Origin of the sequence: Vibrio mytili (genome assembly GCF_000830505.1) — a bacterium.
In the GTDB taxonomy this organism is placed as follows: domain Bacteria; phylum Pseudomonadota; class Gammaproteobacteria; order Enterobacterales; family Vibrionaceae; genus Vibrio; species Vibrio mytili.
In genome coordinates, this window is record NZ_JXOK01000077.1 from 1 (window position 1) to 13,396 (window position 13,396).

Genomic DNA, 13,396 nt, shown 5'->3' on the forward strand with positions numbered 1-13,396 from the left:
TCAGCTCAGAAGCTTTAGAGAAAATTAGAAAAAAGTAACCTAGCGAGACTTTGTTAATAAAATTGGGAAAAAGTAGTAAAAAACGCTCAAGTTTCAAAAAAACAAGCCGAGTGGCTCAAGTAGTAGGCAGACGTCGTGTGGACGTTAGGTAGAAAAAGATTAAGAGGGATGACGAGGATTAGCAGAAAAGAAAAAGCCCCTTTTCCTTTGAGAGAACTGGGGCTGGGTTGGTCGCCAGAGCCATGTGGAGATCAAGAGAAATGAACACACATCCGGCATACCGAGTGCAACTTTACATTGAAAATGATTGGCAGGTGAGAGATGAGAGAGCCGCTCATAATGTTATAAAGTTGCTTGCCAAAAACCTGTATTCGCATCCACGTCTGGATGAATTGAATACAGGTCAGATAAACTACTGCAATAGTGACATTGCAGAGTTTGGCAACTGTTTCGCTTGAGCAAGAATCGAGGTCCCTGCTTGCTGCAAAATTTGTGCTTTCGTCATTTGCGTGGTTTCTTTCGCAAAATCGGTGTCTTTAATTCGGCTGTTTGAAGCGTCAACGTTTTCTTGGATATTGGCCAAGTTGTTAATACTGTGGCTCAATCGGTTCTGCTTCGCACCAAGATCAGCACGTTGTGAGTCCACATACTTGAGTGCTGAATCCAACACAGATATAGCGTTCTGTGAGCCTTGAACCGTCGTCATATCAATATCTTGTACCGAGGTTCTAATCGCTTCATCAGTCAAGCCAAGCTCCGATGCTAATCCGCCAGAAATTGAAATATCACCTTGAACATTTGGGTGCGCAACAAACACTTGAAGTTTACCATCTTCACTCACCGACGCATTAATCATATCAGATTGACCGTTAATGTAAGTGGCCAGTTCTTCAATATCATCCCCTGCTTTGGCCGTTATATTGATTTCTAAGTCATCAACATTACCATCTTCATCCTGCCCCATGCCTGGTAGCGTAATACTCAGGTCAGATTGCGCAGGATCCACTTGCCAATCTTTCCCTTTGCCGTTTTCGGATAAAAAGGTCACGCCACCCATACGGGTGTCATCAGCACGAATGCTGGTTAACCCCATGATCATGGCTTCACCCGAGCTTGCACCTATCTGGAATGCGGCTTCACCAAACGAACCATTGAGCAATCGACGGCCACCAAACGAGGTTGTTTCAGCAATACGGTTCAGTTCATCAATCAATGCTGACGACTCCTCATTGATCGCTTGACGCTCAGCGGGAGAGTTTGTGCCGTTAGATGACTGGATAGCCAAATCACGCATTCGCTGCATAACAGACGTCGCTTCGTTCATTGCACCTTCGGCCGTTTGCGCAATAGAAATACCATCGTTTGCGTTGCGCATCGCAACATCAAGGCCACGAGACTGTGCCGTCAAACGGTTCGAGATCTGCAAACCTGCAGCGTCATCTTTCGCACTGTTGATTTTATGACCCGATGATAAACGCTCCATCGAAGTATTAAGTTCATCGGTCGCTTTGTTCAGGTAACGCTGCGCGGTCATCGCGGAAACGTTAGTACTTACTGTTACAGCCATTTTGCTCTCCTTTTGAGTTCGCAAGCTTCTGCGAAGCGGCCAGCTTTACTCTCATTTGGATAAGCACTGACCGTAAAAATCACTTGCTAAACCTGCTGCCATCACGACATAGGATTTAGATTCTAGAAACAGGTTTCGATTTATTTGTTTGCTGTTTAATACAATTCAATTTGTATGCCAACTTAACAACCCCTTCAAATAAAACAACAAAAGCAATATAAAACAATTAGTTAAAATAAATCTTAAGTTAGTAGTTTCAACACTATTTGCTGTTTATCAAGCATGGCATCCGATGATTGCCACTGAGTTTGCCGCTAGATTCATTGCCGCATTCGGTAAAAACCTGCCGCAAAACTCACCAAGTTGAATATAAAAAAACACATCGTACGAAGGAATTTTGTGCACTTAAGGCATGGCTCATAAGGCTTAAAAATTCATCGTCTACTGCTTTTACAACATTCAACCTTTCACGACAGACGCATCAAATGTAATTAAATAATGTCAGATCTTTCGTTTTACCGAAGGCTTGCTGTGACGCCTGTAAAGCTCTTGAGTTTTCACTAAATTCAATCACCGCTTTGGAGTAATCCAGATCTTCAAAATTGCTTTTTGCCTTAGCGAGTGACAAGTTAAAGTCTTCATGATTTTGCTCTTGGATATCCAGCGTGCTCAATCTTGCCCCTACATCGGTTCGTGCTTTGTTTAAATGCACAAACGCTGCTTGAAACTCCTCTGTCATCTGGTGGAGCTCCGCCGTTGCTGAGGCGTCTGATACAGGCTTTTCTGACCATGACATCGCTTGGTTAAACGTATCAAAAATACTAAACGCATCACGCTTTTCAATCTCAATACTGTCACCCGCAGTGATCTGTCCTTTAACGTGTAATTTGAGCCCTTGATACTCAATGCCTTTACCCGGTGAAAATTCATCCGCATCCACAACTTTACCATTGCGTTCAAGCTGATAACCAAACTTGCCGCTACTCATATCGACAAACGTCACTCGATAGGAAGCATCATCTGATTCATCAAGATTGGTTGCCTTACGTAACAGCAGCTCTGAGCCTTGTTGTAAGTTATAATTCGGCTGGTAGTCACCAAACGGGTTTGGCACCTCCATAAATAGCTTGCTACCGGGGTCATTCATTGCCATTTCGAGCATGTTAGATACTTTCATCTTGCGCTGGTAATCATCACCTGCGTATTGAACATCGCCATGATGATCGCGATAAAAAGGCTGATTTTTAGGTTTTGTGCCGGAAAATACATAATTACCGGATTCATCTTGCGAGTTAGCTAGGTTAAGAAAGTTATTGGCGATCTCTTCCAACTCACGTTTTTTAGCAGCTCTGTCTTCTGCAGAAAACGAACCATTGATCATTTCCATCGTGAGTCGCTTTGACTCATCAGCAAAATCTTCCGCATTCGAAACCATCACTTCCTGATTTTCTAAGCGATTGCGAACTAGGACGATAGAGTTTAAGTATTGGTTGAGTTGTTCTTGTTGCTGACCTATGTTCTGAATGTAATGCGTCGCCAAGGGATCATCACTGGGCTTCAATAATTGCTTACCTGATGCCAATTGTTCTTGATTGTGATGAACTTTGTTTTCTTGGCGGCGTAAGTCATTTTGTACTGACTGATAGTTATGGAAACTAGAAATTCGGGTTAACACTTATCTCTTCTCCTTACCTCAGTTGTAAAATGGTATTGAACGTATCATTCGCGGCCTGCATGATGCGCGAAGATGCCATGTAAGCTTGCTGAAATTTCATCATATTGGCGGCTTCCTCATCGAGGTTGACCCCCGATATAGAGGCAACGCGCTCTTGCGCAGCTTCAAGTTCTAAGCTTGCTACGGATGCCAAGCGATTCGCTGTCGAAGATTTAAGTCCAACTTCGGTATTTAGGTTGTGGTAGACATCAATCAGGGTACTCGACTGGTCATCCATCACTTTGTTCGTTTGCAACTGCTGCATTTTTCTCAGGTTGCCGTTATCACCTTCTGACGGCACCAAGTTCGCGGTAAACTTATCGTTGAGCAACGCACCATCGGTTAATTCGAATACCGTCTTACTGCCATTTTTGTACAGGGGGTGATTCTCAGGCACTGATATTTCGATACGTGGATTTTGTTTATCTAGCGGATACGAATATTGATCTGACAAGACATTCCCTTTGTTGTCAGTGATTTTGAGCCATGGTGTGTCATGTGTTTGATCCGCTGCTTGTAGTGTGACTTCAAACTCTTTCACATCCCCCGCAGCCAGAATCTTAAACTTTGCATCCCCTTGAGCAAACGTGGTGGACGCCTCATAACTTTGAGCCGCGATGGCTTTGGCGTCGTTGGTTTCCATTTTGATAATGGCAGCACCACTGCGTGTCGGACGAAGCAAGACTCGTTCACCAGGCGCAAGCCTTCACCAATTTGTACTCGCATGCCGTCTAATACAAAAGACGATTCCGATTGAGCCATATCCAGCTTAATCTGCTCACCTTTTGGCGTTGTCACGCTGTACTGGCTACCGTCAAAACGAAGCGAGTACTCACCGCCTTTAATCGCAGCAATGTCATCAATGTAGACAGCAACATCTGCTTGAGAATTTGGCGCGGCAAAGACGCGAGATTTCGCCACCCGATCCGCATTTACATCGGTAAAAATGTCTTGACCTACTTGACCATTTAAATCCAAACCTTGAGATTGAAGCTGATTGACCTTGTATGAAAAGCCAGTAGCCAAACGCCCCATCTCATCAAGCAGTTGTGGAATATGTTGGTCTCGCATATCCAGTAATGCGCCAATTTTTCCGTCAATATCGTCCGCTTTGATCGGTTTGATGCCCTCGCCTTCGACCATGGCCAATCGACGCTGGTGAACGTCAGGATCACCATCAATCATTTTTAGCTGACTGGATTCCGTTCCCGAAACTAATGTATGACCATTGCCGATGTGAACATTAAAGCCTTCGGCATTAGCACGTGGCGTCACCGTGACTTTGGTGTACTCTGACAGCTCAGCAATTAACTTTTCATGCTGGTCCATCAAATCATTGTGTGGTCCAGGTGTGCGCATCATAAGACGATGAATATCGCGAATTTCTTGCCCGAGCTGGTTTACCCGCTCAATCCCCATGTCTAGTTTTTTGTTAGTCACATCGGATTGTAGCCGCACGCTTTCATGAAAATCGTTCAATGTATCAGAAAAGATTTTGGCTTTTTCCAACACCACTTTGCGCGCACCTAAATCATTCGGAGTGTCCGCCATGGTTTTCACTGCGTCGAACCATTCGTTTAAGTTTTCTGGGATTTTCTTGGATGATACCGAACTCAGCATGCTAGACAGCATATCGAGATTGTTTTGCGTATCGGTTTTGTTTGCATTGTTCGTTGAGGACATGTTGAGCTCTTTAACGGCAAACTGATCCCAAGAGCGGCGAACATTTTCCACATGTACACCCATCCCGTAGGTTGATCCGCCATATTGACGTGGATCGTTGGTTCCCTGCACCACAGACTGACGACTGTAACCTTCTGTATTAACATTAGAAATGTTATGACCAGTCGTATTTAACTGCCTCTGAGCCGTAAGTACACTTTGCGTACCTACATTCAGAAGATCTGATGCCATACCTGCCCCCAAAAACAAAATAAATCGGTAATTTCCGACCACTAACAGAAACAAAGCAAAAGGTGTGCCAGCTAACAAGCTTCGAGAATATTTGGTAAAAGAAAGGCTTGCACAATGGCAAGCCTGAATCATCAGTAAAAATAGGCGGAGTTAGCTATAGCGATTACATGCTTTCGATTTTTTCCTTCACCTGCAGAACTTTGTCTGCGTAATTAGGATCGGTTGCATAGCCCGCTCTGTGTATACCACGAATAAAAGACTCCGAGTCCCCGCGCTGCTGAAGCGCGGTCTCGTAGCGTGGGTTGTCATTGAGGAAACGAACATAATCGTTGAAGCTGTCTTGGTAACTAGAGTAAGAGCGGAATGCGGCGGTCTCTTTCACTGGCGTATTCTGATGAAACTCTAATGTCTGTGTTGTGACTTTATCACCTTGCCAACTTCTATCAGCCTTAATGTTAAACAGGTTGTTGCTGCTGCCATAAGCATTCTTGACCATTTTCTGCCCCCAACCGGTTTCTAATGCCGCTTGAGCAATCAGAAGGGATGGCTCAACGCCGAGCGCTTTCGCTGCGCGATCGGCATATGGCTTCATAGAAGCAACAAACGACTCTGGCGACTCGAAGCGAGCAGGTTCCTGGCGCGGAACCTGAACACTCGCATCAGGGCGAGATAACTGACCTGATTCGATTAAGCGTTGCTCGATTTCTCGCGCTTTTTTCGGGTCTACACGACGGTATTCAACGGCATTATTTGCCGCCTCGCGCATGGCAGTTTCACTGCTATCCTTACCTTGTCCTGCGGTAAGTTGAGCAACGATCATATCCGCCAGCCCCATAGAACCAGACGAGCTCAGCTCACTCGCCATCTGCTCATCCAGCATTTGGCGATAGAATTTTTCATTTTGGCTGTTTAAAAAGTTAGATTCAAAACCTTCATTGGCTTCACGCATTGACTTCAGCATCATTGAAGTAAAAATCGATTCAAACTGGCGAGCCGCTGCATGTAATGCTTGCTTATCACCAGATTCGCCCTCTTTTACCGCTTTTTGACGTAATGTATCTAACGAGCTGATGTCGTGAACAAAACCGATATCATTAGGATTATTGACCATCTTCTTCTCCCAACGATTAAATGATAATTAGCTGGCCTTCAATGGCCCCAGCTTGTTTTAAGGCTTGCAATATCGCCATAAGATCGGAGGGTGCGGCACCCACTTCATTCACCGCACGGACCAGATCGTCCAATGTGAGGCCCGGCTCAAATTTAAACATCTTACCCTGCTCTTCATTCACTTCAATATCTGAGTCAGGCACGACGACGGTTTGCCCACCAGAGAAGCTATTGGGTTGACTGACCCCTAAGTTCTCTTTGATTGCTACCGTCATGCCACCGTGCGTCACAGCAGCCGATTTAAGGCGAACATGCTTACCGACCACAATGGTGCCAGTTCGAGAATTGACAATGATTTTTGCCGCGCCATCCGCGGGCTCAAACTCGAGATTTTCTACCGCAGATAAAAAAGCCACACGTTGGCTAACATCACGTGGGGCACGCACGCGAATGGAGGTAGCATCAACAGCACTCGCCATTTGAGGACCTAGGAAGTTATTCACGGCATCTGCCATGCGCTGCGCTGTGGTAAAATCTGATTCAAGTAAATTAAACGTAATATAATCGCCACGACCGAATGGGTTTGGTATTTCTCGCTCTACCGTTGCGCCACTTGAGATAAGCCCGACGGTTGGATTATTGCCGACAATTTTAGAACCGTCAGCACCTTCTGCACTAAAGCCACTCACAACTAGATTACCTTGGGCAACAGCATAGACTTCACCATCCAGACCCTTGAGGAACGTTTGAAGCAAAGTGCCGCCACGCAGGCTCTTAGCGCTACCAACCGAGGAGATAGTCACGTCTACACGCTGACCTGGTTTGGAAAATGGCGGTAACTCTGCAGTCACCATCACAGCGGCAACGTTTTTAATTTTCGGCTTTGTGCCAGGCGGCATTTGTATGCCGAAGTTTTGCAGCATCGCCGCAAAGCTTTGTTCAGTAAACGGATTCGACTCCCCCGTTCCCGGCAAACCTGAAACCAAACCATAACCTACCAGTTGGTTACTTCTTACACCGGCGACCTGGGCCACGTCTTTAATACGTGCCGCCTGGGCTGTTGTTGCAAATACGGCAACGCTCATCAGTAACAAAAGGAGTTTTTTCATGTTTACTTATCTCTTGCAGTCAAATTGCCGTCAATTCGGCATATTACAATGCAACATTAAAGAATCGTGCCAAGAATCCAGGCTCTTGCATATCCTGTTGCACACCCGTCCCTGAATACTGAATTCTTGCGTTAGAGACCCGATTTGACGCAATTGTGTTGTCATAAGCAATATCATCTGGACGAATGGTGCCACTCAGACGAATGTATTCATCGCCAGTATTCAAGGTCATCCACTTCTCACCTCGGATCACTAAGTTACCATTCGCAAGTACTTCAATGACTTCGACTGTAATATAACCACTGATACTGTTACTTTGCTTCGCTGACGAATCACCAACAAAGCTATTGCTGCTACTCAAATCATATGAAAAGTTGTAATTATCCCCAACTTGCAGCTCTTTACCGCCAACAGAAAGCGGGTCCATGGTGGAATCATTGCTTTTCGATAGATCCGCATTAGCACTTTTCGTAGCACTTGTGGTTTCATCTAATGTCACGGTAATAATGTCGCCGATCCCACGCGGCTTTGAATCATCATAGAGATCGGTAATGTGTTCAGGGTTGAACAGAGATCCTGTCGCTGCCGCATAGTGTTCTGGTCTCTTTTTGGGATGAATTGGGGCCCATGCAGGATCACCGGCAATGGGGTCGTTTCTGCCACGTAAAGTATCGACTAAGCCACCACTTTCATCCTTTGATTTGTCACCTTCAACAGCATCTACTACGGTCGTCGCTTGGCTCACTTCATCCGTTTCAATTGGATCCAGCAAAGCACAACCAGACATAGTCGCAATCAGCATCAATAGGCAAAGTCTTTTCATCATAAATTCCTTAATCCTACGTTTAATCGCTACAACTGCTGATTAACAAAACTCATCATCTTGTCGACGGATGAAATGACTTTTGAGTTCATTTCATAAACGCGCTGGGCTTCAATCATATTGACCAACTCTTCTGTCACGTTGACATTTGAGGCTTCAAGCATCGATTGACGGATTTCTCCCAGACCATCTAAGCCCGGAACACCTTCTTGTGGGTCGCCGCTCGCACCGGTCGGTAAATACAAGTTCTGCCCAATAGGCTCTAGGCCACCGGGGTTGACAAAGTCGGTTATCGTCAACTGCCCTACGACTTGGTTGTCCTGCTGACCACGAACTCGAACCGAGACTTCGCCATCAGTGCCTACTGTAATCGATATCGCATCTTCTGGAATTACAATTTCAGGTTCAACAGGGTAACCGGAACCGGACGTTACCAGCGTCCCTTCGCCATTTAAGGTAAATTGACCATTACGGGTATAGCCTAAGTTGCCATCCGGTAAGGTCACTTGGAAGAAGCCATCTCCTTCTACCATCATGTCCAACGCGTTTGATGTGGTTTGCGCGTTACCATGCGTGTGTACTTTTTGTGTGGCCACCACTTTTGAACCTGCGCCTAACATTAAACCGCTTGGCAACTCGGTGTTTTGTGATGACTGACCGCCAGGTTGGTTAATATTTTGATAAAACAAGTCTTCGAACACTGCGCGGCTTTTCTTGTAGCCAACCGTTGAGGCGTTCGCCAAGTTGTTTGAAATCGTTGCAATGTTGGTTTGCTGGGCGTCTAAACCTGTTTTACTTACCCATAGTGCTGGATGCATAGTGAACCTCTAACTCTGTTAACTCATACGAAGCAGTGAATCTGAAGATTTATCCATATCTTCAGCGGTGCTCATCATCTTGACTTGCATTTCAAATTGACGCTGTAAGTCAATTAGCGCGGTCATTTCGCCTACTGCATTAACGTTACTGCCCTCTATCGCACCGGTTTGGATGCTGACATTGGCGTCCGCTTCATAAGGCTGGTTTGGAGTTGTATAACGGAATAATCCATTGGTATCTTTAAATAAGCTTTGATCGTCAGTACGGACTAACTTGATACGATCAACCACTTGTAATTCTTCGGCCGGAGCACCTTGTGGTAGTACAGAGATTGTGCCATCGCGACCAATTTCGATTTTGGAGAGTGGAATCGGTAAAGTGATGGGCGCATCATTTTCACCCAGAACGACATGACCACTGGCATTCATTAACATGCCATTTTGATCGATCTTGAGATTACCGTTACGGGTCAACCCTTCTTTACCAATCTTATCTAATACAGAAATCCAGCCGCTGCCTTCAACGGTGATGTCCAAATCACGACCAGTGGTAATCACACTACCTTGAGCAAAATTATGGCCAGGACTTTCTGTCATGCTGAATACACGTGAAGGATGACCTTCTCCATACGCTTGCATAGAGCGAGCTTGTGCTAAATCAGCACGAAATCCAGTCGTACTGACGTTTGCCAAGTTGTTAGCGCGTAATTGCAAAGCTTGCATGTTTTGCTTAGCGCCGCTCATTGCGAGAAACAGTGCGCGATCCATAAATTACTCCAAAAATTCTCTGTACATAGGAGTAAAAGCAATAGTTATGCCAACATTAATTTCAATTAACTATCAATGAGTTGCAATAAAAATGGAAAGTCTAAGCGGCAAGTTCATCGGAAGACGATGATCTAAGTGGCAATATTTTGATCGAAAGGGCGGCAAGATCGGCAATGTGCACGTAATGCATGAGAACGAATCAAGCTGGTGTGGCACAGCAACCAGTTAACTAACTGATATATTTGAATATAAAAATCAACTTCCAAAATATGCTTAGCCCAAATTGAGGTTTATTTAGGCTAAGCACCAGATGAATGTCGTTGTACCACCAAGCATCGTGGCCAAAGACCACCATACTTGGCAAAGCAGATTAACGTATCTGTAGGATATTTTGTTGCAGCTGGTTGTGCACTTCGAGCGAACGCGAGTTTGCTTGGAAGTTACGCTGGGCAGAAATCAGATCCACCAGCTCTTGGGTCATATCAATATTCGACTGCTCTAAAGAGCCATTATTGATGGTACCGAAAGAACCTTTGTTTGATTCTCCCCAAATCTTATCGCCAGATGCTTGAGTGGAATTCCATTGCGTACCGCCTTTCTTATCCAAACCTTGTTCATTTGGAACACGAACCAGTGCTACACGACCTAATGTCACGTTTTCACCGTTTGAATAGGTGCCTAACACACTGCCGTTTTCGTCAAAGTCAACTTTGGTTAAGAAGCCAGTGGTTGCCCCATCTTCATCGAATTTAGTCAGCTCGAACGGCGCTGCAAACTGAGTCGAGGAATCTAAACCAAGGTTCAACGTTTGAGCAGGATCCGCGCCGTTTAAATTGACAGGCGATGTGTTTGTTGCTGGGTCACCGAGTGCAACGGATGTAATTGGGTTGCCGCTGTTTAGGCTTGCCAACGTACCATCATTGTTGAACTTCATGGTGTGACCAATATGGCCAGAAGGGGTTTGTGTATCACCAGCGGCGATGTTTAATGGTTTTTCACCCTCTTTATCCGTTACGGTATAGTAACTGTTCCACGTATTCGGCTGAGTCTGGTCTTTCAAGTAATACGTTGTTAGCTTGTAAGACTGACCCATTGAATCATATATGGTCGAGGACGTTGAGCGGTTATATGTATCAGGATCGGAAAAATCAAACTGAGTTGGATCTTTCAGATCACCATTCGCGGGTAAGTTAACGCCTACTTCAATATTTGCTGTCTGCTTCGGCTTACCAAACTCAGCCGGAATATTGATTGGCTGTGGCTCGTAAGACGAAACATCACCAGTGTCTGGGTTTACTTGGTAACCAAGCAAAAACTCATCGTTAGCGGTTACCATGTAATTGTCTTTATTCAAATGAAACGCACCGTTACGCGTCAGTTCATTTTGTTGTGGCACCAAGCGATCCTTTGCAACTGAGAAGAAGCCGGTTCCCGACACTCTCAAATCCATTGGATTATTGGTGTAGATGCTTGAGCCTTCATGGAACTGTTGTGCCACTTGGCTCGCTTGCGCCCCGCCACCCGGAGTGGTTTTCGCATTGGTGAATAAAGAGTTTGAGTAAACATCAGCGAACTCAGCTCGCGACTCTTTAAAGCCGTACGTGTTTGCGTTCGCAATGTTATTACTGGTGGTATTCAAATCCAATTGAGCGGCGGACAAACCGCTTAAAGATACATATGACATTCCAAAATCTCCTAATCTAGCGCGCCATTCATTACGCCTTACCGACTTCCAATACTTCTGCAAGTCGAACTGGCGATTCAAAACCAGCCAGATTGAGTAATACGTTTCCATCGCCTTTACCCAGCAATACACTGTTGACATTGGCATAAGTCGAAACAGGAAACTCTTTCGATTCTCCATCCACTAAGCCAGATGCTTTCACGTTGTATTTGCCAGCAGGCAACGGATTTCCGCTTTCATCATTTCCGTCCCAAAGCACTCGGCTGTCGCCGGCAGGTTTCGCGCCTACCTCAAAGGTACGAACCAGTTGGCCAGCTGCGTTTTCCACACGAACAAACAAGTTGTCGATAGGTTGCGAAAGCTTCACCATTGCCGCCATTGAAGCATTATCTTGCTTCACACCTGCCGCGCCAGGAACCAACACATCACGTCCAACCAACGAGGAGGCTTGCAATGCTTGATTTGATGTCATCGACGAATTCAAACTCTCAAATTGAGTGTTCATCTTGCCGATACCATCGACGGTCGCAAATGACGCCATTTGCGCAATCATCTGGTCATTACTGACCGGCTTAAACGGGTCCTGTTGAGACAACTGCTTGGTTAGCAAAGATAAAAAGTCTTCTTGTTTTAAGTCTTGTTTACCCGTGCTCTCTTCCGTTTTTTTGTTGTCTTGTAGGCTTTTAAGCTGGTCAATGTAGGACAAGCCGCTTTGACCAACGTTATTGATTCCGGCCATACGCTACCCCCTTATCCTTATTGACCCATCTGCAGCGTACGCAGCAGCATTTGTTTACTTGAATCAGCGACTTGTACATTGGTTTGATATGCACGAGAGGCTGAGATCATATTGGCCATCTCTTCCATTACATTCACGTTAGGCTTGTAGATATAGCCTTCTTCGTTTGCAAGTGGATGATCTGGGTTGTATTCCGCATTAAGCGGTTTATCACTTTCCACAATACCTAACACTTTCACTGGCACCGTATCACCGCCACTACGCATGGCGTTACTCAACTCAGCACCAAACACAGCATGACGCGCTTTATACGTGTCTTTCGCAGAGCTACTGACACTATCAGCATTCGCCAAGTTGCTTGAGGTAGTATTCAGACGAACGGATTCAGCGCTCATTGCGGAACCTGTCACATTGAAAACGTTAAATAAACTCATCTAAATTATTCCCCTTTGATTGCCTTGGTTAAGTTCTTGAACTTGCCGCCTAAAAAGTCGAGTGATGCTTGATGTCTGATTTGGTTTTGCATAAACAGGTTACGCTCTAAATCCAAATCGACCGTGTTGCCATCACCCGTATCAGGTTGTGTAGGAAGACGATATAACTTATCCCCTATCAAAGTCGTAGTGGCAGAAATATGCCGACCATCAGTACGGCTAAGACCAATGCTTGCCCCTGACGTTGCCGCCTGCAATTCCTTAGCAAAGTCTAAACCTCTTGATTTATAGCCAGGCGTGTTTGCTTGCGCAATGTTGGTGGAAATCACCTCAGCGTTGCGTTCACGTACACCCACCGTGTACTGGTGGATGCCTAATGCGTTGTCAAAAGATATAGCCATGTTTGCCTCTACAATTAAGAACTGACCGGTATGAATAACTAAAAAGCAAGTAGTGTGCCAAAAAAACACACCTCTTATTATTGCTCACCGTTATCGTATATTGGGATAGCAATAAACAAGCCAATTAGTGGAATGTCAGGTCTAATCGACTTGGCTATTGTTAAAGATACACCTTGTTATAGGTGTGAGGCAAAGATATAGGGGAAGGTTCTAGGTTCTAGGTTCTAGGTTCTAGGTTCTAGGTTCTAGCAGAGAGTGTTGGAGTTCTCGGGAGCAAATATAAGGCGTCGGATTACGGATTACGGATTACGGATT

The 13,396-nt window shown here is 45.2% G+C and carries 11 protein-coding genes and 1 pseudogene; all 12 read right to left on the bottom strand.

Features of this window, described 5'->3' with window-relative positions; all coding sequences use genetic code 11:
* Positions 1-412 precede the first annotated feature (412 nt).
* The 12 genes and pseudogenes from SU60_RS18515 to flgB all read right to left on the bottom strand — a co-directional run bounded on the left by SU60_RS18515 (position 413) and on the right by flgB (position 13,081).
* Positions 413-1,567, bottom strand: coding sequence for a flagellin (locus SU60_RS18515; RefSeq protein WP_041156826.1), 1,155 nt, complete (start codon positions 1,565-1,567; stop codon positions 413-415).
* A gap of 481 nt (positions 1,568-2,048) precedes the next feature.
* Complete coding sequence (gene flgL, locus SU60_RS18520; RefSeq protein ID WP_041156827.1) at positions 2,049-3,242, bottom strand: flagellar hook-associated protein FlgL; 1,194 nt, start codon at positions 3,240-3,242, stop codon at positions 2,049-2,051.
* 13 nt (positions 3,243-3,255) lie between these two features.
* Positions 3,256-5,195 (bottom strand): annotated as a pseudogene (gene flgK / locus SU60_RS18525) (flagellar hook-associated protein FlgK).
* 163 nt (positions 5,196-5,358) lie between these two features.
* Positions 5,359-6,306: a flagellar assembly peptidoglycan hydrolase FlgJ gene (gene flgJ / locus SU60_RS18530; RefSeq protein ID WP_041156828.1), complete on the bottom strand. Its 948-nt coding sequence runs from the start codon at positions 6,304-6,306 to the stop codon at positions 5,359-5,361.
* A 16-nt stretch (positions 6,307-6,322) separates the two neighbouring features.
* Entirely contained in the window at positions 6,323-7,414 is a 1,092-nt protein-coding gene (locus SU60_RS18535; RefSeq protein WP_041156829.1) for a flagellar basal body P-ring protein FlgI, read from the bottom strand.
* A gap of 43 nt (positions 7,415-7,457) precedes the next feature.
* Positions 7,458-8,237, bottom strand: a complete 780-nt coding sequence (flgH, locus tag SU60_RS18540) for a flagellar basal body L-ring protein FlgH (protein WP_041156830.1) — start codon at positions 8,235-8,237, stop codon at positions 7,458-7,460.
* Between the two features lie 29 nt (positions 8,238-8,266).
* Entirely contained in the window at positions 8,267-9,055 is a 789-nt protein-coding gene (flgG, locus tag SU60_RS18545) for a flagellar basal-body rod protein FlgG (protein WP_041156831.1), read from the bottom strand.
* Between the two features lie 18 nt (positions 9,056-9,073).
* Positions 9,074-9,823, bottom strand: a complete 750-nt coding sequence (locus tag SU60_RS18550; RefSeq protein WP_041156832.1) for a flagellar basal body rod protein FlgF — start codon at positions 9,821-9,823, stop codon at positions 9,074-9,076.
* Positions 9,824-10,193: 370 nt separating this feature from the next.
* Positions 10,194-11,507: a flagellar hook protein FlgE gene (gene flgE, locus SU60_RS18555; protein WP_041156833.1), complete on the bottom strand. Its 1,314-nt coding sequence runs from the start codon at positions 11,505-11,507 to the stop codon at positions 10,194-10,196.
* A gap of 31 nt (positions 11,508-11,538) precedes the next feature.
* Positions 11,539-12,246, bottom strand: coding sequence for a flagellar hook assembly protein FlgD (flgD, locus tag SU60_RS18560; RefSeq protein ID WP_041156834.1), 708 nt, complete (start codon positions 12,244-12,246; stop codon positions 11,539-11,541).
* Between the two features lie 17 nt (positions 12,247-12,263).
* Positions 12,264-12,680, bottom strand: a complete 417-nt coding sequence (flgC, locus tag SU60_RS18565; RefSeq protein WP_041156835.1) for a flagellar basal body rod protein FlgC — start codon at positions 12,678-12,680, stop codon at positions 12,264-12,266.
* A 5-nt stretch (positions 12,681-12,685) separates the two neighbouring features.
* Positions 12,686-13,081 carry a flagellar basal body rod protein FlgB gene (gene flgB / locus SU60_RS18570; protein WP_041156836.1) on the bottom strand — a complete coding sequence of 132 codons (396 nt, stop codon included), beginning with the start codon at positions 13,079-13,081 and terminating at the stop codon, positions 12,686-12,688.
* Positions 13,082-13,396 lie beyond the last annotated feature (315 nt).

Excerpts from the sequence above, each read along its gene's own strand:
- SU60_RS18515 (WP_041156826.1), bottom strand. The coding sequence starts at position 1,567 with ATGGCTGTAACAGTAAGTACTAACGTTTCCGCGATGACCGCGCAGCGT.
- flgJ (WP_041156828.1), bottom strand. The coding sequence starts at position 6,306 with ATGGTCAATAATCCTAATGATATCGGTTTTGTTCACGACATCAGCTCG.
- SU60_RS18535 (WP_041156829.1), bottom strand. The coding sequence starts at position 7,414 with ATGAAAAAACTCCTTTTGTTACTGATGAGCGTTGCCGTATTTGCAACA.
- flgH (WP_041156830.1), bottom strand. The coding sequence starts at position 8,237 with ATGAAAAGACTTTGCCTATTGATGCTGATTGCGACTATGTCTGGTTGT.
- flgG (WP_041156831.1), bottom strand. The coding sequence starts at position 9,055 with ATGCATCCAGCACTATGGGTAAGTAAAACAGGTTTAGACGCCCAGCAA.
- SU60_RS18550 (WP_041156832.1), bottom strand. The coding sequence starts at position 9,823 with ATGGATCGCGCACTGTTTCTCGCAATGAGCGGCGCTAAGCAAAACATG.
- flgE (WP_041156833.1), bottom strand. The coding sequence starts at position 11,507 with ATGTCATATGTATCTTTAAGCGGTTTGTCCGCCGCTCAATTGGATTTG.
- flgD (WP_041156834.1), bottom strand. The coding sequence starts at position 12,246 with ATGGCCGGAATCAATAACGTTGGTCAAAGCGGCTTGTCCTACATTGAC.
- flgC (WP_041156835.1), bottom strand. The coding sequence starts at position 12,680 with ATGAGTTTATTTAACGTTTTCAATGTGACAGGTTCCGCAATGAGCGCT.
- flgB (WP_041156836.1), bottom strand. The coding sequence starts at position 13,081 with ATGGCTATATCTTTTGACAACGCATTAGGCATCCACCAGTACACGGTG.